We start from the raw sequence: 23466 nt of genomic DNA, 5'->3' as shown, positions 1-23466 counted from the left end.
CATGACCGAAACCGCACGAGCCGTCGTCGACCTCGACGTCACCGGCGCAACGATCAGCAGGCACCTCTACGGCCATTTCGCCGAGCACCTCGGCCGCTGCATCTACGACGGGTTCTGGGTCGGCGAGGACTCGCCGATCCCCAACGAGCGCGGCATCCGTCTCGACATCGTCGAGGCCCTGCGCGCTGTGAACATCCCGAACCTGCGGTGGCCGGGCGGATGCTTCGCCGACGAGTACCACTGGCGCGACGGCATCGGTCCGCATGATCAGCGTCCCCGGATGGCGAACACCCATTGGGGCGATGTCATCGAGAACAACCACTTCGGTACTCACGAGTTCATGGACCTGTGCGACATGCTCGGCGCGGAGCCCTACGTCAACGGGAACCTCGGCAGCGGCACGGTTCAGGAGATGAGCGAGTGGGTCGAGTATTTGACGCGCGACGACGACAGCCCGATGGCGCGGCTGCGGCGCGAGAACGGCCGCGACGAGCCGTGGAAGGTGCCCTTCTGGGGCCTCGGCAATGAGGCATGGGGATGCGGCGGCAACATGTCGCCGGAACACTACGCGCAAGAGGCCCGCCGCTACGCCACCTTCTGCCGCAACCACGGCGGCAACGAGCTCACGCGCATCGCCGCCGGCGCCAACGAGGGTGACTTGCGCTGGACCCGCGCCCTCATGGAGGCGGTGAACTGCCTCGGCTGCACGAAGGACGACAATCCCGTCTACCAGGCGATCTCGTTCCACTACTACACGCACTCGGGAACGGGCATCAACACCGAGGATGCCGCGGGCTTCACCGATGACCAGTACTACCGGACGATGGCGTACGCCGCACGCATCGAGCGGATCCTCGCTTCCCACGTCGCACTCATGGACGCCTACGACCCTCGCGGGCGCATCGACCTCGTCTGCGACGAGTGGGGCACGTGGTGGAACGTCGAGGAGGGCACCAATCCCGGATTCCTCTTCCAACAGAACACCGTGCGTGACGCCCTCGTTGCGGGCCTGCACTTCGACATCTTCCACCGGCACGCGCGCCGGCTGACGATGGCCAACATCGCTCAGACCGTCAACGTGCTGCAGGCGATGATCCTCACCGACGGCGAGAGCCTCGTGCTGACACCCACCTACCACGTGTTCGAGATGAACAAGGGACACCAGGATGCGCTGCAGCTGGGAACTCACATCCTCGAGGTGCCGAGCGAGAGGGTGGGGGATGAGGACCTGCCGTTGCTGTCGCTCTCGGCATCCATCAAGGACGGGGCAGCCCTGATCTCGCTCACCCACCTGGCGGCACACGACGACCTGGACGTCAGTATCGATCTGCGCGGCCGTGCAGCCTCGGTCGCCCGCGCGCGGGTGCTCACCGCCGAGACCGCATCGGACTTCAACGACCCGAGCGCGCCCGACCGGGTCGCGCCGGTGCCGCTGGAAGCGCGAATTGCTGACGGCGTGCTCTCGGTGCGGCTTCCGGCTCACTCCTTCGCAACCGTCGAGCTCGACCTCGCCTGACCGGCCCCGCGCGACGCGTCTCAGGCGTTCGTGGCGCGGGCGATTGCCTCGATCAGGGTGTCGATGTCGGACTCGGTGGTGTCGAAGCTGCAGACCCAGCGCACCTCGCCGACTGAGGCATCCCAGTCGTAGAACCGGAAGCTCTCGCGGACGCGGTCGGCGGCTCCCGCCGGCAGGGTCGCGAAGATTCCGTTTGCCTGGGTCTGCTGGGTGAACCCGACTCCGCGGATGCTTCCGGCGGCGATGGCCTCCTCGAGCCCACGCCGCAACCGCGCCGCCATCGCGTTGGCGTGCCGTGCGTTTCGTAGGAACAGATCGGCCTCATACAGCGCGATGAGCTGGGCCGAGACGAACCGCATCTTCGAGGCCAGCTGCATGTTCATCTTGCGCAGGTAGTGGAGCCCCACTGACGCCGAGTCGTTGAGCACCACGATCGCCTCGGCGGCAAGCGCTCCGTTCTTGGTGCCCCCGACGCTGACCACATCGACCCCGACATCCGTCGTGAAGGCGTGTAAGGGGAGGTCGAGGGCCGCAGCGGCGTTCGAGATGCGAGCGCCGTCCATGTAGAGCAGCATCCCGCGCTCGTGGACGTGGTCGGCGATCGCCCGGATCTCGGCCGGCGAGTAGAGCGTGCCGAGCTCGCTCGACTGGGTGATGGCGACCACCAGCGGCTGGGCGCGGTGTTCATCACCCCACCCCCAGGCCTCGGTGTCGATCAGCTCGGGTGTGAGCTTTCCGTCGGGAGTCGGGATCGTGAGCAGCTTGATGCCGCCGACCTTCTCGGGTGCTCCGCCCTCGTCGCTGTTGACGTGTGCCGTGGATGCCGCGATCACCGCTCCCCACCGGGGCAGCATCGACTGGAGCGCCGTGACGTTCGCGCCCGTGCCGTTGAAGACGGGGAACACCTCGACGGGCTTGCCGAAGTGACCCGCGAAGACGCCGCGGAGCCGCTCGGTCACCGAGTCGGCACCGTACGCGGGCTCGTGGTCGACGTTCGCAGCGGCGATCGCCGTGAGCACCTCGGGGTGGATGCCGGAGTAGTTGTCGGAGGCGAAGCCGCGGGCGTGGACGGGTGTGCTGGTCACCGTCTCAGCCTACGGTTCGCGCGGACAGGCCCGGTGAGTCGGTCATGCGTCGCCAGCCCGGATGCCGGCGGTGGACGCGATCACCGGGTGCATCTTCTTCTCGAGCGCCTCAAAGAACATCGACAGCGGGAATTCGTCGTCGAGGACGGCATCCGTGTAGCCCGAGAGGGGGCCGGCGAGGACGTCGTCGGGGAGTCCCCGGTTCCACTTCGAGGCGGGGTGCGGCGGGAGCGTCTGGCGGATGAGGTCGTAGGCCGCCAGCCAGTGCACCGGCTTGGGGCGGTCGATCGAGGCCCAGTAGAGCTCGTCGATGCTGTCGGCCAACGCGACCACCGCGGTGGGGACCGCGTCCCAGTCGATCGTGAGGGCGGTATCGGTCCAGTGCAACACGCCGCGCTGGTGCAGCCACGCGAACAGCAGCTGCCCGCCCAGGCCGTCGTAGTTGCGCACCCGGTTCCCGGTGATCGCGAAGCGGAAGATGCGATCGAACACGACGGCGTACTGCACCAGCCGCGCGTGTTCGAGTGTCTCCTCCTGGGTCGCGCTGAGGGATTCACCGCTCTCGCGGCGGCCCCGGAGTCGGTCGTGGATCCGCACACTCTCGCGGAAGGCGGTCAGATCGCAGCGGAGCTCCTCGAGGGCGTACAGGAAGTACGGCATCCGCTGCTTGATCATGAACGGGTCGAACGGCAGATCTCCGCGCATGTGTGTGCGGTCGTGGATGAGGTCCCACATGACGAAGGTGCGCTCGGCGAGCGCCGCGTCATCGAGCATCCGAGCCGCATCGGCGGGGAGGTCGAGCTTGGTGATCTCGGCAGCCGCGCGCACGACCCGGCGGTAGCGGGCAGCTTCGCGGTCCTGGAAGATCCCGCCCCAGGTGAAGGTCGGAATCTCGCGCATCGCGACGGTCTCAGGAAAGAGCACTGCTGAGTTTGTGTCGTAGCCCGACGTGAAATCGATCAGCCGCAGCGAAACGAACAGGGCATTGCCGTAGTCGGTGCTCTCGAGCTCGGCCACGAACTCGGGCCAGATGGCCTCGACGAGCACGGCCTCGACGTGGCGCTGCCTCGATCCGTTCTGTGTGTACATCGGGAAGACGACGAGGTGACGGATGCCGTCGACGCGCTGCTGCTGCGGCTGGAACTCCACGAGCGAATCGAGGAAGTCGGGAACGCCGAAGCCGCTCTCGCTCCAGCGGCGAAAATCGCCGGTCACCGCCTGAAGGTAGGCGGCATTATGCGGGAAGGCCGGGGCCAGCTCATCAATGGCGCGCACGATCGTCGCGACCTGCTCGCGGGCGGCAGCGTGGTGCGCGGCATCCGGAATCGAACCGTCGGTGACCTGCAACGGATGCAGCGCCTCGGCGGCGGTCTTCAACTGGTGCCAGGCCGGCCAGGTTTCGATCGACGCGGCCAGCTCGGGAGGAGCGAGGGGTGCGGGGGACGACAGGGTCGACATGAGGCCTCCGAACGGTTGGTCCTGACGATCCTAGATATTTCTCCGCATTCTCTGCCTGTGCGCAGGAATATTTCCGGTTTCGGAGGGTTGCGACGGCTAGTGTTGCCACTATGGTTGCGGAATCACTTCCCCCACGTCTGGATGACGACACCGATGCCCGCATCCTGCGCGCACTATCCGCTGATGCGCGTGCGACCCTCGCAGACCTTTCGGCGGCCATCGGACTGTCGGTGTCCGCGGTGCAAGCGCGGGTGCGCCGGCTGGAGAGCCGCGGCATCATCACGGGATACCGGGTCGTCGTCGATCCCGAGGCTGTCGGCAAGCCGCTCGCCGCCTTCGTCGAGATCACGCCACTCGACCCAGCTCAACCCGACACGGCACCCGAGATGCTCGCTCACCTGGAGGAGATCGAGGCGTGTCACTCCGTCGCCGGTGCGGCGAGCTACCTGCTGCTCGTGCGGGTCGCGACGCCCCGCCACCTCGAGTCCCTGCTTCGCGACATTCGGTTGGCCGCCAATGTCAGTACGCGAACGACCGTGGTGCTGCAGACCTTCTACGAGCATCGTCCGATCGCGCCGGCAGCCCGAGGCTGACGGGCGCGACATGCTCGACGCGAGAGGGGATGCCGGACCGACCGAGCGCCCTCGGCCGGTCCGGCGGGGACTACTGGCCGCCCTCAGTGAGCGTGACCTCGATCGGGGTGTACGTCGCTGAGACGTCGTACCCTTCCTCGACGAGCTCCGCGAGAGCTTGCTCGATGTACTCGTTGGAGTACGCCGACGCCGGCGGCTCAGCCGTGATGAGGTTCAGTCCGTCCTGGTTGACCGCCGAGAGGGCGCCGGCGACAGTCTTGTCCCAGGCTGCCGGGTCCATCACGCCGAACTCCGAACCGTTCCAGATGAGCTTGTTGACCTCGTTCATCATCCACTCCTGGTGAACAGGTCCGACCGGGAAGGCAGCTTCTGCGTTGATCGCGTAGTCGTAGGTGATCGCGGCAGCCTCGACGGGATTGTCGCGAGCGTAGATCCAGCCCTTCGCGATGGCCTTCAGGAACCGCACTGCCGCGTCGGCGTATGCCGGGTCGGACGCGAGGCGCTCGGTGTCTGCCCAGATCGCGTCCTGCAGCATCGCGCCCTCGGTCTCCTCGTACGAGATGACGTTCAGATCGTCGAGTGTGTACAGCTCGCCTGTCTCAGGGTTGACGGTCTCGAGCACCTGCGCGAGCTCGTTGTAGGTCATCGCCTGGGCCGCGTCCACATCGCCATCCAACAGCGCGTTCATGCTGAAGTCCTGCGTCGTGATCGACACCGTCGTGGAGTCGAGGTCATCGGCTGCCATCGCCGCGAAGATCTCCCACTCGTTGCCAAAGCCCCACGAGCCGATGCGCTTACCTTCGAAGTCGGCAACCTCGGTGATACCCGAGTCGGCCCAGGAGACCTGCGTCGTGCCAGATTCCTGGTAGACCTGCGCGATGTCGGTGAGTTCGACGCCGGTGGCCTCGAGGCTGCCGAGCACCTTCGGAACCCAGGCGATCGCGAAGTCGACGTCTCCCGCGATCAGGGCGTCCTGGGGGACGATGTCGCCGCCGGACGGGATGATCTCGACATTGTCGAAGCCCTCCTCCTCGAAGTAGCCCTGGTCGAGGGCGACGTAGTAGCCGGCGAACTGCGCCTGCGGGAGCCACTGCAGCTGCAGGCTGACGGTGGTGAGCGGTTCGAACTCACCGCTGTCTTCTGTCGTGGCTGGATCGGACGAGCCCGCGCACGCCGCCAGTGTGAGCGCGGCGACGGTGAGGGTGGATGCGGCGACAAGGCCGCGTCTGGTGCTGTGTCTCACGGTGTTCCCTTCTTCGGTGGGGGTGCTCTCTCGGTGGTGCGGGTGGTGCCGGTGGTGCTCGATGCCGGTCAGACCGGCATCCTTCGGGTCGCCAAGCGCTCCAAGAGCGAGGTGACCAGGAAGAAGACGAGGCCGATGATGATGCCGCCGAGGACGAACGCCCACGCCAGGGCCGCGCGCCCCGATTTCGCGTACGTCGCGATCGCGGTTCCGATGCCGTCGGCTGGCCCACCGAAGTACTCGGCCACGAGTGCCGCGATGACCGCGAGGGAGCTTGCGATACGCAAGCCCGTCATGAGGTACGGCAGGGCTGTCGGCAAGGTCAGCAGTCGGAAGGTCTGCCCGGGCGTTGCCGCCGAGGCCCGGAACAGGTCTCGGTGCACGGGCCGGCTCTGGCGCAGCCCGCGCAGCACATTGATGAAGACGGGGATGAACGCGGCAAGCCCCGCCACGGCCTGCCTGCCGAACTGGCTGGATGCTCCGAACATCGTGTTGAGCACGGGGGTGATCGCGACGATCGGAATGACCGCGAGGGCTGCAACGATCGGCGCAAGCATCCCGTCGAACTGTCGGATCGCCGCGGCCAGCGCCGCCAGCGCGATCGCGATGAGCGAGCCGACGAAGAGTCCGATCAGGGCGTTGGTGGCGGTGACCACCATCGCCTCCGTGATGATGTCGGCGTGTGCGATGAACTCTTGCACGATCGCGACCGGGCTCGGCAGCATCCGGGGCGCTGCAGCTGCCACATCCACATAGAGAATCCAGGCGGCAAGGCCGAGGATCCCGACACCGACGGGTGCAGCGATCCGTGCCCACCCCGGCAGGGGGCGGGCCGACATCGTCGTGTCGCGCAGACTCATCTCTCGTTCGCTCTCTCGACCTTGGCGCCGTGGAGGGCCTCCCGCACCGCCGTGACGCGCTCGAAGTACGCGGGTGACTCGCGGAGGTCCTCGCCTCGCGTCGAGTCCAGCCCGATGGGGACGATCTCGGTGATGCGGCCGGGCCGGGGACTCATGACAACGACCCGATCCGAAAGGAAGACGGCCTCGGGGATCGAGTGCGTGACGAACACGACGGCAGCGCCCGTCTCGCCGGCGATGCGCGTGAGTTCGGACTGCAGGTACTCGCGCGTCATCTCATCGAGCGCTCCGAACGGTTCGTCCATCAGCAGAAGCTTCGGACGTGCCGCCAGCGCCCGCGCGATGGCGACACGCTGCTGCATGCCGCCGGAGAGCTGGTCGGGATAGCGGTTGATGAAGTCCGAGAGCCCGACCAGCTCGGCAAGGTCCTTCACCCGCGCGTCGCGAGAGGACTTGGCGGTTCCGTGCAGCTCGAGGGGGAGTGCGATGTTTCCGGCTACCGTGCGCCACGGCAGGAGGCCTGCCTGCTGAAAGGCGATGCCGTAGTCCTGATCGATGCGGGCCTGGTGGGCGGCTTTGCCGAAGATCTGCAGCTCGCCCGTGGTCGCGACATCCAGGTCGGCGATCAGGCGCAGCAGGGTCGACTTCCCGCATCCTGATGGTCCGATGAGCGAGACGAACTCGCCCGGCGCGACATCCAGGTCGACCCCGGTAAGGGCGGTGACGTCTCCGCCCGAGGTTGGGAAGACCTTCCCCACGTCGCGGGCGAGGACGGCGGGTGTGTCTGGTGTTGTCGAAGGCGTACTCATGCGGTGGCCTCTCCTCGTCGGTAGCGGTGCAGACCCACGCCGATCAGCGCGACGGAGCCGGCAGCGATCAAGCCCAGCGCGACCGAGCCGAAGATGGGCCCCCACGGGGCGGCAGGGTCGCTGGATGCTTGACCGGCGAGCTGGATCAGCATCCGCCCGATGCCGCCGCGCATGCCGATCGAGACCTCCGCGACGACGACCCCGAGTACGGCGTTGGCAGCCGCGAGGCGCAACGCGGGAAGCAGATGGGGGACCGCTGCAGGAAGGCGCAGGTGACGGAGGGTCGCCCAATAGCCGACGGCGTAGGTGCGCATCAGGTCGACGTGGATGCGGTCGGGCGCTTCCAGGCCCCGCAGAGCCCCGATGGCAACGGGAAAGAATGCAAGATACGACGCGATGACGGCTACCGAGAGCCACTGCGGCCAACTCGTTCCGCCGCGATCGATCTGGTTGCCGATCGCGTTGATGACGGGCGCGAACGCGATGAGGGGGACCGTTTGGCTCACGACGATCCACGGCAGCAGGCCCCACTCAAGAAGCTGCCACCGTTGCATGACAAGAGCCAGCGCTCCGCCGACGGCGACGCCGAGCACCCACCCGACTGCGGCGATCCCGAGGGTGGTGAACGCGGCGATCGCGACGGTGGCGATCAGGGGCGGTGTGTCGCCGCCGCTGGTCGGGGCGAAAAGTCGCGCGACCATGTCCCACACGTGGGGCATCGCGCGATCGTGGGTGCGCGGCAGGATCATGAATCCAGAGCCGGTTTGCCCCTCGACAGCGCCGATCGTGACGCCGTCAGCGGGCCCGAGGAACTTGTACCCCTCCCACAGCAGGATGATCGCAAGAACGCCGAGGATGCCCCACCCGAGCCCCTCGATTCGTCCCCGCATGTCAGGTCGCCTCATTCGGCCGCGTCTATCTGATCCTGCCGGGCCGTCACGACTTGGCCGTGACCTTCTCGCGCAGGGCCGGGATCACGGTCTCGCCGTAGACGCGGAGCGTCTCCTCTTTGTTGTCGTGCTGCAGGTACCCCGCGAACTGCGTGACCCCGAGTGCCCGCAGCGCCTTCAGCTTGGCGATGTGCTCGTCGGGGGTGCCGAGGACGCAGAACCGGTCGACGATCTCGTCGGGAACGAAGTCCACGTGGTCGTTGTGGCTCTTGCCATGCGAGTTGTAGTCGTAGCCGGTGCGGCCGGCGATGTAATCGGTGAGTGCCTGCGGCACAGCACCATCGGTGCCGTACTTCGCGACGATGTCGGCGACGTGGTTGCCGACCATCCCGCCGAACCAGCGGCACTGGTCGCGCATGTGCTCCCGGTCCTCTCCGATGTACATGGGAGCGGCGACACAGAACGCGATCGACTCCGGGTCGCGGCCAGCTGCAGCGGCGGCATCCTTCACCGTCTGGATCATCCACGCGGCGATGTCGAGGTCCGCCAGCTGCAGAATGAACCCGTCGGCGACTTCGCCGGTGAGCTTGAGCGCGAGTGGACCGTAGGCGGCGACCCAGACATCCAACTCCGACCCTGTACTCCACGGGAACTGCAGCGTCGCGCCGTTGTATTCGACGGCGCGGGAGTTGGCGAGCTCCCGGATGACGTGGATCGACTCGCGCAGCTCCTTCAGCGTCGAGGGCTTGCCGTTCGTCACCCGAACCGCGGAGTCGCCGCGACCGATGCCGCAGATCGTGCGGTTGCCGTACATCTCGTTGAGCGTCGCGAACACGGATGCCGTGACAGTCCAGTCGCGCGTCGCGGGGTTCGTGACGAACGGACCGACGGTGACCTTGCGGGTCTCGGCGAGGATCGCCGAGTAGATGACGTAGGGCTCTTCCCAGAGCAGATGCGAGTCGAAGGTCCAGACGTGGCTGAACCCGTGGGCCTCGGCGAGCTTGGAGAGCTGGATCACCCGCGAGGCGGGGGGATTGGTCTGCAGGACGACGCCGAAATCCATGAGTTACCCCTGTTCCCGGTCGTTGAGTGAGCGAAGCGAAACGAAACGCATGATCACACCAGGTACTGGCTGAGGCCGCGCTTGACGAAGCTGCCGTCGCCCTTGCGGCCGAGGTACTGGCCGTCATTGACGATGACCTTGCCCTTGGAGATGACGGTGTCGACGTGTCCGTCGATCTCGAACCCCTCCCAGGCGGAGTGGTCCATGTTCATGTGGTGGGTTTTGTCGTAACCGATGGAGGTGTGACCGTTCGGGTCGTAGACGACGATGTCGGCATCCGCCCCGGGCTGGATGACGCCCTTCTTGCCGTACATCCCGAACATGCGCGCGGGGGTCGTGCTGGTGAGCTCGACCCAGCGCTCGAGGGTGATCTCGCCGGTGACCACGCCCTGGTACATGAGGTCCATGCGGTGCTCAACAGAGCCGATGCCGTTGGGGATCTTGCGGAAGTCCCCGAGGCCCAGGGTCTTCTGATCCTTCATGCAGAACGGGCAGTGATCGGTGGAGACCATTTGCAGGTCGTTGGTGCGCAGGGCCTGCCACATGTGGTCCTGGTGGCCTTCGGCGCGGGAGCGCAGCGGCGTCGAGCACACCCACTTGGCGCCCTCGAACTCTCCCCACTGCTCGCTCGATGCCCCCAGCTGTTCCTCGAGCGAGAGATAGAGGTACTGCGGGCAGGTCTCGCCGAAGACGTTGAAGCCGTTGTCGCGGGCCGCGGCGAGCTGTTCGACCGCTTGCTTGGCCGAGACGTGCACGACGTACAGGGGTGCTCCGGTGATGTTCGAGAGCATGATCGCGCGGTGGGTGGCCTCCTCCTCGGCCTGCCACACGCGGGCCTTGCCGTGGAAGTAGGGCGAGGTCTTGCCGGCGTCGACCAGCTGCTGGGCCAGGACGTCGATGACCGGCCCGTTCTCGGCGTGCATCATCGTCAGCAGCCCGGTGTCGGCGGCGACCTGCATTGCCTTCAGGATCTGGGCGTCATCCGAGTAGAAGACGCCCGGGTAGGCCATGAACAGCTTGTAGCTCGTGATGCCTTCATCGACCAGTTTCGGCAGGTACGCGAGCGAGTCGTCGTCGATGCCGCCGACGATCTGATGGAAGCCGTAGTCGATCGCGCAGTTGCCCGCGGCGAGCTCGTGCCACGCCGCGAGACCGTCGGGCACCTTCGTGCCGTACGTCTGCACGGCGAAATCGACGATGGTCGTCGTCCCGCCCCAGGCCGCAGCCCGGGTGCCGGTCTCGAACGTGTCCGAGGCTGACGTGCCGCCGAAGGGCAGCTGCATGTGGGTGTGGGCGTCGATGCCGCCAGGGATGACGTACTTGCCTCCCGCGTCGACGACGGTGTCGACGGATGCCGCCAGGTCCGTCCCGAGCAGTTCCGAGCCGGGCGTGAGAACGGCGACGATCTTCTCGCCGTCGACGAGAACGTCGGCTGCTGCCCGCCCCGTCGCGGAGACGACGGTGCCGCCGGTGATCAGTGTCGTGCTCATGGTGCGGAGATCCCTTCGTAGCTGTCGGGGCGGCGATCGCGATAGAACTGCCAGTCGTCGCGCATCTCCTGAACCATGTCGAGGTTCAGATCACGGATGAGGACCTCTTCGTGCTCGCTCGAGCCCAGCGCTCCGACGACATTGCCACGCGGGTCGATGACCTGGCTCGTCCCGTAGAAGGTGACCGCCTCGTCGCCGTACTCGTTGTCTTCCCGGCCGACGCGGTTGGGCTGAAGAACGAAGTAGCCGTTGGCGACAGCGGCGCAGGGCCCCTCGACTTCCCACAGGCGGTTGGACAGGCCGGGCTTTGTCGCGTTGGGGTTGAAGACCATGTGCGCGCCGTTCAGGCCGAGCTCGCGCCATCCTTCCGGGAAGTGTCGGTCGTAGCAGATGTACATGCCGACCTTGCCGACCGCCGAGTCGAAGACGGGGTAGCCGAGGTTGCCGGGACGGAAGTAGAACTTCTCCCAGAACTTCTCGACATGCGGGATGTGGTTTTTGCGGTACGTGCCGAGCACCGTGCCGTCGGCATCCACCAGAACCGCCGTGTTGTAGTAGACCCCGGTCTGCGCTTCCTCGTAGATCGGGAGCACCATCACGGTGCCGAGCTCCTTTGCGACATCCGCGAATCGCTGCACGATCGGGCCGTCGACCGGCTCGGCATAGCGGTAGTACTTCTTGTCCTGCGTGATCCCGAAGTAGGGGCCGTAGAACAGCTCTTGGAAGCACACCACCTGCGCGCCGTCGGCTGCTGCATCCCGAGCGAACTGCTCGTGCTTGTCGAGCATGGATGCCTTGTCGCCAGTCCACGTGGTCTGCGTGATGGCCGCTCTTACCGTCGTCATATCGGGTACTCCCTCCGTATCGGCGGGCGAGCCGACCGGCCCACTTCTCGCCATCCTGGGTCCTCGACGTTTCCCCACCGTTTCGTGTCATGTCGGGGTGGTAACCGTTCGGCTCGACGAGGTTGTCCTCGATCATGCGCCGTTCCGGGGCGGAAGGCGAGGGTTTTGGATGTCGGGGCCTCGCAGTACGCTTCCCGGCATGACGACTCCCGCCCCGGCGGACCCCACCGACGCCGCGCGCACGCGCCCGTTCGGCACCGCGAACGAGCGGACGTTCCTGCACGTGCTCGTGAATACGGCGGCCGCGAACATCACGACGAGCTACCTCTGGTTCGCCCTCACGTTCTGGGTGTACCTCGAGACCCGCTCCGTCCTGGCGACGGGGATCATCGGCGGCACGTACATGCTGCTGTTGGCCGTCTTCGCCATGTGGTTCGGCACGCTCGTCGACCGTCATCGCAAGCACCGCGTCATGGTCTTCTCCGCTGCGGCGACGCTGGTGGCTTTTCTTGTCGCCGGGGCCCTCTACCTCGCTCAGCCAGAGTCCGCACTCGTCGACATCACCGGACCGTGGTTCTGGATGTTCGCGGGCATCATCCTGCTCGGCTCGATCGTCGAGAACATGCGCAACATCGCGCTCTCGACGACCGTGACGCTCCTCGTCCCCGAAGAACGGCATGCGAACGCCAATGGACTCGTCGGAACCGTCCAGGGCATTGCGTTCATCATCACGAGCGTGTTCAGCGGACTGTCGGTCGGCCTGCTCGGCATGGGCTGGACGCTGCTTATTGCCATCGTTGCGACAGTCATCGCGGGTGTTCACCTGCTCCTACTCCGGATTCCCGAAGACCAGCCGACGGCATCCGTCGGGCGGGGTGTCGACCTGCGCGGCGCCATCGCGGCGGTGAGACTCGCTCCTGGGCTCTTCGCACTCATCATCTTCTCGACGTTCAACAACCTGATCGGCGGGGTCTACATCGCGCTGATGGACCCGTACGGACTGACGCTGTTCAGCGTCGAAACGTGGGGAATCGCGTTTGGGGTCGCCGCGACGGGGTTCATCGTCGGCGGTATCGTGATCGCCCGGTTCGGGCTCGGCCGCAATCCCATTCGCACGATGCTGCTCGTCGTGGTCGGGATGGGGATTCTCGGCGCTCTGTTCACGATTCGCGAGTGGTGGTTGCTCTACGCGGTTGGTATTTGGCTCTACATGGCTCTCGTGCCGGCCGTTGAGGCGTCCGAGCAGACCGTCATTCAGAAGGTTGTGGACTACGGATCGCAAGGGCGCGTCTTCGGCTTCGCCGCCGCGTTCGAATCGGCGGCGGCGCCCGTCACGGCGTTCCTCATCGCACCGATCGCCGAGTTCTGGATCATCCCGTACATGGAGTCGCCAAGCGGTCAGCAGACGTGGGGATGGCTCCTCGGCGACGGAGAGGCGCGGGGCATCGCGCTCGTTTTCGTCTTCGCCGGGCTTGCCATGGTCGTGATCGCCCTCCTCGCGTTCACGACGCGGTCGTACCGCCTCATCACCGAGCAGTATCGGGCCGCGCCCGATGCTGCGACCTCAGAGGCTGAGGAGCCCGAGCCTGAGGTCGCGGGACCGACGCCGTCGCCGTAGGCGGTCAGGCCCGAGCACATACATCTCGAGATGGACGCGGCCGAGGGGCCCGTTCCGTAGCGTGGGAGAGGTGAAGCGCCCCGGACTCTTTCGCGAACTCCTTCCCTACCAGGTGGCGACGGATGTCACCGTCGCGGGAGTCTTCGGGCTGCTCTGCATTCCGCTGGAGCTGACGGTCGGCGGCTGGGCAGCCGAGTCGGCGTTCGCGACAGTGGTTATGTGTGTCCTCTTCGCGGCGGCCCTCGCGCTGCGTCGGCTCTCGCCGCTTCTCGCGCTCGGTACGGCGTGGATCGCGGCGATCGTGCAGATGCTCCTGCTGCGTCCGCCATCCTTCGTGGATGTAGCGATCTTCGCGGTGCTCTACGCGACGGCGGCCTACGGGACTGTGCTGGTGTATTGGCTCGGGTTCTCGTCGGCGATCGTCGGAGCGGCAGTGATCACCGCGTACCTCTTCGGCACGCAACTGCTGAGTGTGTCCTCGTGGAGCGTTCTGCCCTTGGCAGCCGCTGTCTTGGTTGCGGCCGGGTTCGCACTGCTTCTGGCCTGGACCGTGGGAGCTCTCGTCCGAACGTCGTTGCGTGCCCGGCGCACGCAGCGCGAGCGCGAGCGCGCGGAACGGGAACGCGTCGAGGAGCAGGAGCGCGGCCGGATCGCCCGGGACATGCACGACGTCGTCGGTCATTCGCTCGCCGTCATCATCGCCCAGGCTGACGGGGCTCGGTACGCCGCCGATGCCGATCCGCAGGCGGCCAAGGATGCCCTCACGACAATCTCGACAACGGCACGCAGTGCACTCTCGGACGTTCGGCTGCTGCTCACGCAGATGCGCCACAGCGAAGGTGTGGCACCCCAGCCGATGCTGAACGATCTGGAGAGTCTGTACGCCCAGGTGCGAGCTGCAGGGCTCGCGGTTCGCGTGGATGTCGAGCCGATGCCTCCCGCAACCGTGCCCGCGGCTGTGCAGCTGGCGATCTACCGTGTGCTGCAGGAGGCTCTCACCAACGCCATCCGCCACGGCAACGGAGATGTCGAGGTGACGATGCGCTGGCTCCCGGACCGCCTGCACCTGTGGGCGTCGAATCCGGTCGATCGGCCGGTCGGTATGCCAGAGGCGGACGCACCTCGTCCGATCGAGTCGGCCGAAGTGCGCCACGGTATCGTCGGCATGCGCGAGCGTGCGCGGCTGGTCGGTGGGGCAGTGGAGGCCGGGATGGTCGGGGAGATGTGGGTCGTGCGTGCGACCTTCCCCTTCGCTGTGGAACCGGAGCGTCGAGAGTCGGCGGCACGATGACCGACCAGAGCAGTGCGGGTCGCGCCGTCATCCGCGTCGCTCTCGTGGATGATCAGGCGCTCTTTCGGGCCGGCATCCGCATGGTGATCGCCTCACAACCCGACATGGCAGTCGTCGGCGAGGCGGGAGACGGCCAGACGGCCCTGTCGATGGTGCGAGACACACGGCCGGATGTCGTGCTCATGGACATCCGGATGCCGGTCATGGACGGTCTCGAGGCGACGGCGCATCTGCTGCAGGACCCTGACGCGCCGCGCATCGTCATGCTGACGACCTTCGATCTGGATGAGGCGGCGGCTCGAGCGATCCGTGGCGGCGCGAGCGGCTTTCTGCTCAAGGATGCCGAGCCCGAGTTCGTCCTCGCCGCGATCCGCAGTGTCCACGCCGGTTCGGCGGTGATCGCGGCGGCGGCTACCGCACAGCTGTTCGCGCACTTCCGCGATGAGCAGACCCGACCCACGCCGCGGGCGTTCGGCGAGCTGACCGACAGGGAGCGCGAGATCTTCGCCCTTGCCGCCCGGGGGCTGTCTAACGCCGAGATCGCCACCCGCGAGTACCTCTCGGAGGCGACGGTGAAGACGCACATCAGTCGCGTCCTGGGCAAGCTCGGGCTGCGCGATCGCGTTCAACTGGTTGTCTTCGCCTACGAGCACGGGCTCGTCTGACCGTTCACACCTCGTGCGAGACGGATGCCGCGGAATCATCCTTCCGACGGATGACGGCGCGACTTCGGGCTGACGCGGGGGTCGGGGCCTGATTCCTAGCGTCGGAGACATGAAGATCACCACGACGCAGATGGGCTTGGCGGCCCGCGTAGAGAACCTCGACAAAACCTACGGCACCGGAAGCGGAACGGTCAGGGCGCTCGATGACGTCACTGTCGGCATCCGTCGCGGGGAGTTCACCGCGATCATGGGCCCCTCCGGTTCGGGCAAGTCGACCCTCATGCACATCATGGCCGGGCTCGATGCGCCGACCGCCGGACGGGTCTGGATCGGCGACACCGACATCACCGATCTCGGCGACCTTGAGCTCACAATCTTGCGTCGTCGCCGCGTCGGCTTCGTGTTCCAGTCCTTCAACCTCGTGCCGACTCTCGACGCCCTGGGGAACATCCTGTTGCCGTTCGACCTCGATGGCCGTGCGCCGAGCGTGCTTGAGAAGGCCCGCATCGACGGGCTCATCGACACGCTCGGGCTTCGATCGCGCTTGAGTCACCGGCCGCACGAACTCTCGGGTGGTCAGCAGCAACGCGTCGCCATCGCGCGAGCCCTGGCCACCGCGCCGGATCTCCTCTTCGCTGATGAGCCGACGGGTAACCTCGATTCGCGCTCGGGCCGTGAGGTGCTGGCGCTGCTGGCTGAGGCAAGCCGCACGCGCAGGCAGTCGATTGCCATGGTCACGCATGACCCCGTCGCTGCCAGCCACGCCGACCGCGTCCTGTTCCTCGGTGACGGGCGCCTCGTCGCCGACAAGCCCGCGCAGACCGCCGAGCAGATCTCGGCTCACATGCTCGCAGCTGACGCGGGCGACGCCCTCGTGCAGACGCGACGTGCGGAGGTCGGCGCATGAGCACCGTCACGGCATCCGTCGATCAGGCGCCGCTGCGCATGCCGCGCGCCGGCACGAGCTTCGCGTGGCTCCGTGAGCGCGGGATGGGGGCGAGCATCCTGGTCGCTGCAATCTCGACGGTGTTCGGGGTCGTGCTGATCGCCACCACCGACTTTCTGGCGGCGATGCTGCGCGCGGACCCCTACATCGGTGACAGTGGAACCCTCGCCTTCATCCTCGGATTCCTGACGCTGCTACTCGTCGCGCTCGCGGTCTATGTGGCCGGCATCGTCACGGCCAACACGTTCGCGACCGTCGTTGCCGGACGATCGCGCCAGATCGCCCTGCTGCGTCTGATCGGCGCGTCGGCGAGGTCGCAGCGAGCACGCGTGGCCTCCCAGGGGCTGATCGTCGGCGTGCTCGGCGCGGTGATCGGTACGGTACTCGGCATCGTCGTCTCTGCCGCGGGAGCGCAGATCGCGATAGTCCGACTCGGGTTGGATGCCGTCCCCGTGGCGCCGGTCACACTGTCGATGCTGCTGCCCGCCGTGATCGTGGCGCTCACCACGTGGCTCGCGGCGTGGATCGGTTCCCGGCGAGTTCTCACCGTCACCCCGCTGCAGGCAGTGTCGGGCTCGGTTCCCCTCGCCACCGATGAGGTCGTCGCCCGAAGGGGGAGACATGCTGTCGCCGGCATCCTGTTCGCCCTCGGGGCGGCCGCGCTTGCCGCGGGAATCCTGCTGGGACTCGTCTCACCGCTCGGTGTCGTGGTCGCCTTCGTCGGTGGAGCCCTCTCGTTCACCGGCATCACGATGGCAGCCCCGCTGGTCATGCCTCCGGCGCTGCGCCTGGTCGGCCGGGCGTTCGGTCGCTCCGCTCCTGCGCGGCTCGCGGTGCAGAACGCCTATCGGAATCCCGAACGCTCAGCTCGGACATCGATCGGCATCGTCATCGGCGTGACTCTCGTGACGATGTTCGCGGTGGCGATCGAGTCGGTGAAGGCGGTGCTCACGGCCAACGCGGGGGGCGAGCTCGACCCGGAGCTTGCGAGCATCATGGACACGTTCGCGGCGATCATGATGGGGCTCGTTGCGATCTCGGCAGTGATCGCGGGAGTCGGGCTCGTGAACCTCCTGACCCTCGGGATCATCCAACGCACCCGGGAGCTGGGGCTCCTGCGCGCCCTCGGCGTTTCCATCGCGCAGATCCGCCGCATGGTGCTGCTGGAGGCAGTGCACGTAACGGTGACCGCGACTGTCCTGGGAGTTCTGCTCGGTATCGCCTACGGCTGGGCCGGTGCGCAGTCGCTGCTCGGCAGCGTTCCCACCAACCCCGACGGGGTCACGCCGGCGGGCATCGTTTGGCCTGCCGTGCCGCTGGGGCCCCTCCTGGTGATTGTCGCGGCAACGGCGATCCTCACTGTCGCCGCATCGGTTACCCCCACACGCCTGGCGACCCGCGTCGCGCCGGTGGCGGCGCTGAGCGAGTAGCCGGGGCGTGGAGGTCAGGCCGTGGCGGCCGTGTCAGTCTCGGCTGGCTCGGCTGTCGCGGCATCCGGATCGTGCGCCCACGACGGCGCGATCTGACGGAGGCGGGCGGCCCGCCACTGCCAGACTGCCCACAGGCCAGGCCATAGCGCGGGTGCAGCGGCGCCACCGATCACGAGGCGCTCTCGCCACAGGGTGCGGCCGTCCGGCAGAGGAGACACCGCCATCTGGTGGTCCCAGACGTCGAGGACTGCGAGCGGGCCAGTCAGCGGCATCCCGGAGTCGCGGATGATCCGCACGCGCACCCCGTCCACCTCGCGTTCGGCATCCGTGATCGAGATGAGCTGACGGCCGACCGGGATAAGCCCGGCGACACTGAGCCCGACTGCAGCATTCTGGCCGTGCTCCCACTGTGTCGGCATCGCTTCCAGCGGCTGCATGTCGAGGAACGGGCCGTACACCTCGGCCAGCACCCGCGGCGAGTGCAGAGCGCGCCAGGCGGCGTCGGTGTCGCAATCGATCGTGAACTTGCTGAGCACGCGCATGCGGCAAGTCTCGCATCCGGTCTCGTTCTACGCTGGACGGATGCCGACACCGTCCGATCAGCATCGATACCAGGTCCGCTTCGACTGGGGAACTGCCGGGTTGGATCGGCTCGCGTCGGGTGAGATCACCATCGTGGTCGACGTCCTTCCCGACGCAGACTCTGACGCTGACGCCATCTCGGCTCAGGCCACGGCTGCGGGAAGTGTCGTGCTGCAGGGCGGGCTTCGTTCGGCGAGTGTCACCGCAGACGCCGCTCTCGCGGAGCAGCATCGTCGGGGTGCGCGAACGAGCATCGTCGTGATCGCGTGCGGGGCGACCGATGCAGCCGGGACCCGGTTCGCTGTGGAGGATATCCTCGGCGCTGGTGCTGTGATCGACGCGCTTGCGGTGCGGGGGATCGACCACACCTCGCCCGAGGCTGCCGCTGCCTGCGAGGCGTTCCGGGGGCTGCGGTCAGCCGCTCGCCACCTGCTCACCGCCAGCGCTACCGGGCAGGCCTGGCTTGAAGCTGGACGGCGTGACGACGTGCTCGCCGCTGCGTCGGTGGATGCCGATTCCCCGGTCTAGCGAACGTCAGCGCGGAGTCATCGCGGCGAGCCGTACCGACGCCGTGATCTCGCGCCTGGACCACGTGAGCAGGTAGCGCTCGTCGAAGCGGGGAGCGCAGCGGGCGCAGGATGTCTGACGGCTCGCGCGTCGGTGCCGGTAGGCGACGTGACCGGCAGGGCATACCCCCACCCAGGGCGCGAGCTCGGTCGCGGTCTCTCCGTGGTGCGTGGTGCCACCCACATAGCCGAGGTCTCGCGCGATGGCTTTCCAGCGCGGACCGTGCCCTGCTGCCGCGCCGGCGAGGGCGTGTGCCACTTCGTGAAGCAGTGTCTGGTGGTTGGTGTCATCGTCGTGGCGGGCCGCGAGGTACCGGGAAACCGTGATGCGCTTGCGAGTGAAGTCACACAGGCCTGCGCGCCGCTTTGCGTTGTCGAAACCGAACGACCACTCCGGGCTCAGGTGCACCGAAAGCAGTGCCTCGGCCCAGTGGCGAACGCGGTGCAACTCGGACATGACGACAGCGTAAGCGGGGCCTCAGACACCGACCGGTCAGCTGGCGACTGCCGCGCCGTTCTCGGCGCGGCGACGCTCGGCAGCGTCGATTGCGAGAAGAGTCGACTCGAGCTGGTCGTCGGGTGTTGCCGTGCTCTGGCGCGCGAAGAGTGCGCGCTTGAAGTCAGCGCGGGCCGCGTCGAAGTCTCCCGCGTCGTAGTGCACCTTGCCGCGGTGCTGATAGGCGAACGCGGCGATCGAAGCCCAACCCGCGCCCTCGGCCTCGAGAGCACAGGTGGTCAGCTCCTGCGCGGCGGCAGCGAGCGATCCGCGAAACTGCAGCACTGTGGCGTGAAGGATGCGCGCGCGCAGCAGATCTTTGCGCGTTCCCGCCATCCGCGCGGTGCGCACCGTCTGGTCGGCGATCTCGAGCGCGTCATCGAGCCGGTCGAGCACCTTCAACAGCCACACCCGTTCGAGGAGGGCGGGAAGCGAGCGCTGGTCGCCCAGCTCGTCGAGGCGTTCGCGGCAGTCGCGGGGGTTGACCACTTCGCGCAACGTGACGGGGTCGTAGCCGTGGATATAGCTCACTCGCGCTCCTTCCCGCAGAGCGGTGATCGCCGGGGTCAACCCGCCAGATCCCGCATCCTCGCCGCACCTCGCCCCATACGCGGTGCGCTCTTATTGTGGCGGCGCCGGCGAGCGGTGCCGACTTCCCACGCCGTCAGCGCTCGAACAGTGTTGCCGATGGCGCCGGGGATGGCGCTGCGTCGGCATCCGTGACGATGCGCGAACCCGCGATGAATGCGTCGATCTCTGCGCCCTGAGCAACCTTGGCCGGATGCGGTCCCGCGGCCATCAGCCGGGGGAGCCACGCGGTGGGAAGCGGATTGCGGGATGCCGCGATCACGATGTTCCCGAAGCGCCGGCCCTTGAGCACTTGAACCTCGGCAAGCAGAGCGACGTGGGGGAGCTCGCTGCGCACGGTAGCGGCTTGGCGGCGGGCGAAGGCGAGTCCCGCCCCGTCGGCGACGTTGACCAGGAGCACGCCGGTGTCGCTGAGGTAGCGTGCCGCGAGGCTGTAGAACTCGATGCTGGTTACGTGCGCGGGAGTGCGCGCGCCGTGGAAGATGTCGGAGACCATGAGGTCGGCCTGACCGCGCAGACCCGCGGGCAAGCGTTTCAGCACGGCGCGGGCATCGCCCGTCCGTGTGCGGATCGAGCCGCCGGCTCGTGCACTGGAGGGCAGCGGCAGATGTTCGCGGACGAGAGTCACCAACGCGGGTTCGAGTTCGATGACCTGCTGCCGTGATCCGGGCCGCGTCGCCTCGACATAGCGGGGGAGTGTGTATGCACCGGCACCGAGATGGATGGCGGTCACGGGCTCTCGGGGCTCCCCGAGCTGGTCGATCACGGCGCCCATCCGCGCGACGTACTCGAAGTGCAGGTGCGTGGGATCAGCGAGATCGACGTGCGACTGCGGCGTGCCGCCGACCTCGAGCTCCCAGCCGCTCGCAAATGCCGAGGGCACGATGCGCGCGAGAGATCCGTCCGACAGCCGCACCTGCGGCGGCGGGGCTTCGACGTGCGCTCGGGCCACGCTTCCACCGTAGACCGGGCGTACCGTGGTCGCATGACGACCATCGACCTGAACGCCGACCTCGGCGAGACTGTCGACGGCGTTCCGACAGCTGACGACGAGGCGCTGTTCGCCGTGATCTCCAGCGCGAATGTCGCGTGCGGCGGCCACGCCGGGGATGCACGGTCCATGGCCGAGGCCGTCGAGCGGGCTGCACGGTTCGGTGTGGCGATCGGCGCCCACCCCTCCTACCCCGACAGGCCGGGATTCGGCCGGCGGCCCCTGGCGATCGCCGCTGCCGAACTCCGTGCCGCGGTGTCTGCACAGCTGGATGCTCTCGTCGATGTCGGTGCCGACATCCGGTACATCAAGCCCCACGGTGCCCTGTATCACGCCGTCACGACGGATGCCGCGCACGCGACTGCGCTCGCCGAAGCCGTGTCGGATCTGTCCCACCGGCTGGGCCGCGGGCTGCCGATCCTTGCCATGCCCGGCGAGATATCCGGGGCGGCGCGCGAGCACGGTCTAGAGGTCGTGGCCGAAGCGTTCCTCGACCGCGGCTATACGCCCAGCGGCGAGCTCGTCCCCCGCGGCGAACCCGGCGCGGTCATCGAGGACCCTGACGCCGCAGCCGCGCGGGCCGTGCGCCTAGCACGCGAGCGCACCGTCGTCGCGGTCGACGGATCGAGCGTCGCCGTGGCAGCAGGCTCCCTTTGTCTCCACGGCGACTCGCCGGGGGCGGTGGCGGCCGCGCGGGCCGTGCGCGCCGCGTTGGACGCGGCATCCGTGTCGGTGCGGGCGCCGTGGTGACAGACACCCGGGTCCGAGCCTTCGGCGACACGGCTCTGCTCGCCGAGGTCGCCGAAGAACTCAGCGCCGCCGAGGCCTTGCGGGTGGTCATCGCGCTTCGCGAGCGCCTCGCGGACTCTCAGCCGGTGGGCGTGGTGGATCTCGTCCCCGCCGCGCGCACTGTGCTGGTGCGGTTCGCACCCCGCGAGGTCGCTGCCTCGGTCGTGCGGGCCTGGATCGCGAAGAACCTCGCCGCCGCGTTCGCCGCCGCGACGCCCCAGGCGGTGCTTCATCGTGTGTCGCCCGCTGACACGGATGTCGAGATCGGCATCCGGTATGACGGACCGGATCTCGACGAGACCGCCGCGCTGCTCGGCATCCGCCCCGCCGAGCTCGTCTCGGCTCACCTGGCGGCTACCTGGACCGTCGCTTTCACGGGGTTCGCACCAGGATTCGGGTATCTCGTGAGCGAGGACTGGCCCTTCGACGTGCCCCGCCTCGAGTCGCCTCGCACGCGGGTTCCGGCGGGGTCGGTGGGACTTGCGGGAAGCTTCTCGGGCGCCTACCCGCGATCGACGCCGGGAGGGTGGCGGCTGATCGGGGCCACCTCCGCGCCGCTGTTCGATCCGGATGCTGCATCGCCCGCGCTCCTGCGCCCCGGCATGCGCGTCCGATTCCGCGAGGTCGCGGACCTCCCCGCGGCAGGCCCCTCCCTCGTGCGCGGCAGTTCCGTGCATCCGCTGCGCTTACATGCGCCGCGCGTGCACGAAATCGCCGCGCACGCGGTAATGGCTGAGGAGACGGATGCCGCACTCCGGCCGCTGTTGCGGGTCGAGGCTCCCGGGCTGCTCGCGACGATCCAGGATGCCGGGCGTCGGGGAGCCGGCTCGGTGGGAGTCTCGGTTTCAGGTGCTCTCGATCGCACCGCCCTGCGCACGGCCAATCGGCTCGTCGGAAACCCCGAGGATGCGGCAGGGCTGGAGATCACCGCGGGTGGATTCGAGGCCACTGCGCTCGCTGACGTATGGATCGCCGTGACCGGCGCGTGGGGCGAGCTCACTCTCGACGGGCGCGACATCGACCACGGTGCGGCGCACCTGTGGCGGCGCGGGACACGCCTGCGGATGGGGTGGTTCACGGCCGGCGTTCGCGCGTACCTCGCCGTTCGCGGCGGCATCGAGGCCCGGCGCGTCCTGGGCTCGGCCGCTACCGACACCCTCGCCGGCCTCGGGCCAGAACCCCTCCGCGCCGACGCAGTCCTCTCCGGCGGGGCGCTCGCGGTCGACGAGATCCCGGCATCCGATCTGGCGCCCTGGAGTCCACCGCCGGCCGATCTGGTCGTCCGACTCATGTCCGGGCCGCGCGACGATGCCTTCACGCTGGCCTCGAGAAGGGCGCTGTTCGAGGCGACGTGGACGGTGGGTGCTGCGGCCGACCGGGTCGGCATGCGGCTCGAGGGCCCGCGCCTGGAGCGCAGCGACGCCGGAGAGCTGCCGAGCGAGGGAATGGTCCCGGGGGCGATCCAGGTGCCGCCGTCGGGCTCGCCGACGATCCTGCTCGCCGATGGGCCCGTGACCGGCGGCTACCCCGTGATCGCCACGGTTCTGGATGCCGATCTCGACCTGCTCGCCCAGGCGGGGCCGGGTGCGACCATCCACTTCCGGCACGCGCCTCAGCGCTGAGTCCGCCGGTTATACCGCACGAATTTGGAC

Annotated in this window: 23 protein-coding genes; 10 read left to right on the top strand and 13 right to left on the bottom strand. The window is 67.8% G+C overall.

Going from position 1 to position 23466, the window contains the following annotated elements; translation table 11 throughout:
- Position 1: 1 nt before the first annotated feature.
- The gene (locus ACQVDU_RS06170) at positions 2-1516 is read left to right on the top strand and encodes an alpha-N-arabinofuranosidase (protein ID WP_443476550.1); all 1515 of its coding nucleotides are present in this window, start codon (positions 2-4) and stop codon (positions 1514-1516) included.
- 20 nt (positions 1517-1536) lie between these two features.
- Here ACQVDU_RS06170 and ACQVDU_RS06165 read toward each other — a convergent pair whose 3' ends face one another.
- Positions 1537-2601, bottom strand: a complete 1065-nt coding sequence (locus tag ACQVDU_RS06165; RefSeq protein WP_443476549.1) for a threonine aldolase family protein — start codon at positions 2599-2601, stop codon at positions 1537-1539.
- 42 nt (positions 2602-2643) lie between these two features.
- Positions 2644-4059 carry a DUF6421 family protein gene (locus tag ACQVDU_RS06160; RefSeq protein ID WP_443476548.1) on the bottom strand — a complete coding sequence of 472 codons (1416 nt, stop codon included), beginning with the start codon at positions 4057-4059 and terminating at the stop codon, positions 2644-2646.
- Positions 4060-4169: 110 nt separating this feature from the next.
- Here ACQVDU_RS06160 and ACQVDU_RS06155 point away from each other — a divergent pair, with 110 nt between their 5' ends.
- A complete protein-coding gene (locus ACQVDU_RS06155) occupies positions 4170-4652 on the top strand; it encodes an Lrp/AsnC family transcriptional regulator (protein ID WP_443476547.1) in 483 nt (160 codons plus the stop codon).
- A gap of 70 nt (positions 4653-4722) precedes the next feature.
- Here ACQVDU_RS06155 and ACQVDU_RS06150 read toward each other — a convergent pair whose 3' ends face one another.
- The 7 genes from ACQVDU_RS06150 to ACQVDU_RS06120 form a co-directional block, all read right to left on the bottom strand.
- On the bottom strand, positions 4723-5895 hold the full coding sequence (locus ACQVDU_RS06150) for an ABC transporter substrate-binding protein (protein ID WP_300590378.1): 1173 nt from the start codon (positions 5893-5895) through the stop codon (positions 4723-4725).
- A gap of 68 nt (positions 5896-5963) precedes the next feature.
- The gene (locus ACQVDU_RS06145) at positions 5964-6755 is read right to left on the bottom strand and encodes an ABC transporter permease (protein ID WP_363498732.1); all 792 of its coding nucleotides are present in this window, start codon (positions 6753-6755) and stop codon (positions 5964-5966) included.
- The gene (locus ACQVDU_RS06140) at positions 6752-7564 is read right to left on the bottom strand and encodes an ABC transporter ATP-binding protein (RefSeq protein ID WP_443476546.1); all 813 of its coding nucleotides are present in this window, start codon (positions 7562-7564) and stop codon (positions 6752-6754) included. Before ACQVDU_RS06140 ends, ACQVDU_RS06145 begins: the two co-directional genes overlap by 4 nt.
- Positions 7561-8454, bottom strand: a complete 894-nt coding sequence (locus tag ACQVDU_RS06135) for an ABC transporter permease (RefSeq protein ID WP_443476545.1) — start codon at positions 8452-8454, stop codon at positions 7561-7563. Before ACQVDU_RS06135 ends, ACQVDU_RS06140 begins: the two co-directional genes overlap by 4 nt.
- Positions 8455-8500: 46 nt before the next feature.
- Complete coding sequence (locus tag ACQVDU_RS06130; protein WP_443476544.1) at positions 8501-9517, bottom strand: TIGR03842 family LLM class F420-dependent oxidoreductase; 1017 nt, start codon at positions 9515-9517, stop codon at positions 8501-8503.
- 53 nt (positions 9518-9570) lie between these two features.
- Positions 9571-11007, bottom strand: a complete 1437-nt coding sequence (gene hydA / locus ACQVDU_RS06125; RefSeq protein ID WP_443476543.1) for a dihydropyrimidinase — start codon at positions 11005-11007, stop codon at positions 9571-9573.
- Positions 11004-11852: a nitrilase-related carbon-nitrogen hydrolase gene (locus tag ACQVDU_RS06120; protein WP_443476542.1), complete on the bottom strand. Its 849-nt coding sequence runs from the start codon at positions 11850-11852 to the stop codon at positions 11004-11006. Before ACQVDU_RS06120 ends, hydA begins: the two co-directional genes overlap by 4 nt.
- A 199-nt stretch (positions 11853-12051) precedes the next feature.
- On the opposite strand from ACQVDU_RS06120, the gene ACQVDU_RS06115 reads away from it, so the two are divergent.
- The 5 genes from ACQVDU_RS06115 (at position 12052) to ACQVDU_RS06095 (ending at position 17802) form a co-directional block, all read left to right on the top strand.
- Positions 12052-13470, top strand: coding sequence for an MFS transporter (locus ACQVDU_RS06115; protein ID WP_443476541.1), 1419 nt, complete (start codon positions 12052-12054; stop codon positions 13468-13470).
- Between the two features lie 70 nt (positions 13471-13540).
- Positions 13541-14761 carry a sensor histidine kinase gene (locus tag ACQVDU_RS06110; protein ID WP_443476540.1) on the top strand — a complete coding sequence of 407 codons (1221 nt, stop codon included), beginning with the start codon at positions 13541-13543 and terminating at the stop codon, positions 14759-14761.
- The gene (locus ACQVDU_RS06105) at positions 14758-15426 is read left to right on the top strand and encodes a response regulator transcription factor (protein ID WP_300594964.1); all 669 of its coding nucleotides are present in this window, start codon (positions 14758-14760) and stop codon (positions 15424-15426) included. Before ACQVDU_RS06110 ends, ACQVDU_RS06105 begins: the two co-directional genes overlap by 4 nt.
- 109 nt (positions 15427-15535) lie before the next feature.
- On the top strand, positions 15536-16333 hold the full coding sequence (locus ACQVDU_RS06100; protein ID WP_300594961.1) for an ABC transporter ATP-binding protein: 798 nt from the start codon (positions 15536-15538) through the stop codon (positions 16331-16333).
- Positions 16330-17802 carry an FtsX-like permease family protein gene (locus ACQVDU_RS06095; RefSeq protein ID WP_443476539.1) on the top strand — a complete coding sequence of 491 codons (1473 nt, stop codon included), beginning with the start codon at positions 16330-16332 and terminating at the stop codon, positions 17800-17802. The genes ACQVDU_RS06100 and ACQVDU_RS06095 overlap by 4 nt, the downstream gene beginning before the upstream one ends.
- Before the next feature lie 14 nt (positions 17803-17816).
- Here ACQVDU_RS06095 and ACQVDU_RS06090 read toward each other — a convergent pair whose 3' ends face one another.
- Positions 17817-18344 carry a hypothetical protein gene (locus ACQVDU_RS06090; RefSeq protein WP_300594432.1) on the bottom strand — a complete coding sequence of 176 codons (528 nt, stop codon included), beginning with the start codon at positions 18342-18344 and terminating at the stop codon, positions 17817-17819.
- A 40-nt stretch (positions 18345-18384) separates the two neighbouring features.
- On the opposite strand from ACQVDU_RS06090, the gene ACQVDU_RS06085 reads away from it, so the two are divergent.
- Positions 18385-18912 (top strand): 2-phosphosulfolactate phosphatase, encoded by a 528-nt coding sequence (locus tag ACQVDU_RS06085; RefSeq protein WP_300594429.1) that lies wholly within the window; start codon positions 18385-18387, stop codon positions 18910-18912.
- A gap of 6 nt (positions 18913-18918) precedes the next feature.
- Here ACQVDU_RS06085 and ACQVDU_RS06080 read toward each other — a convergent pair whose 3' ends face one another.
- The 3 genes from ACQVDU_RS06080 to ACQVDU_RS06070 all read right to left on the bottom strand — a co-directional run bounded on the left by ACQVDU_RS06080 (position 18919) and on the right by ACQVDU_RS06070 (position 20986).
- The gene (locus ACQVDU_RS06080; protein ID WP_300594426.1) at positions 18919-19407 is read right to left on the bottom strand and encodes a SprT-like domain-containing protein; all 489 of its coding nucleotides are present in this window, start codon (positions 19405-19407) and stop codon (positions 18919-18921) included.
- A gap of 36 nt (positions 19408-19443) precedes the next feature.
- Positions 19444-19977 carry a tetratricopeptide repeat protein gene (locus ACQVDU_RS06075; RefSeq protein ID WP_300594423.1) on the bottom strand — a complete coding sequence of 178 codons (534 nt, stop codon included), beginning with the start codon at positions 19975-19977 and terminating at the stop codon, positions 19444-19446.
- A 133-nt stretch (positions 19978-20110) separates the two neighbouring features.
- On the bottom strand, positions 20111-20986 hold the full coding sequence (locus tag ACQVDU_RS06070; protein WP_443476538.1) for a spermidine synthase: 876 nt from the start codon (positions 20984-20986) through the stop codon (positions 20111-20113).
- A 33-nt stretch (positions 20987-21019) separates the two neighbouring features.
- Here ACQVDU_RS06070 and ACQVDU_RS06065 point away from each other — a divergent pair, with 33 nt between their 5' ends.
- Both ACQVDU_RS06065 and ACQVDU_RS06060 read left to right on the top strand, forming a co-directional pair.
- The gene (locus ACQVDU_RS06065; RefSeq protein ID WP_443476537.1) at positions 21020-21775 is read left to right on the top strand and encodes a 5-oxoprolinase subunit PxpA; all 756 of its coding nucleotides are present in this window, start codon (positions 21020-21022) and stop codon (positions 21773-21775) included.
- Positions 21772-23436 (top strand): 5-oxoprolinase/urea amidolyase family protein, encoded by a 1665-nt coding sequence (locus ACQVDU_RS06060; RefSeq protein WP_443476536.1) that lies wholly within the window; start codon positions 21772-21774, stop codon positions 23434-23436. Before ACQVDU_RS06065 ends, ACQVDU_RS06060 begins: the two co-directional genes overlap by 4 nt.
- The last annotated feature ends 30 nt before the right edge of the window (positions 23437-23466 follow it).

This window comes from Microbacterium sp. F2 (assembly GCF_052274505.1).
In the GTDB taxonomy this organism is placed as follows: domain Bacteria; phylum Actinomycetota; class Actinomycetes; order Actinomycetales; family Microbacteriaceae; genus Microbacterium.
Note: the sequence above shows the minus strand (reverse complement) of the source record. Positions and strands in the feature narration are given on the sequence as shown.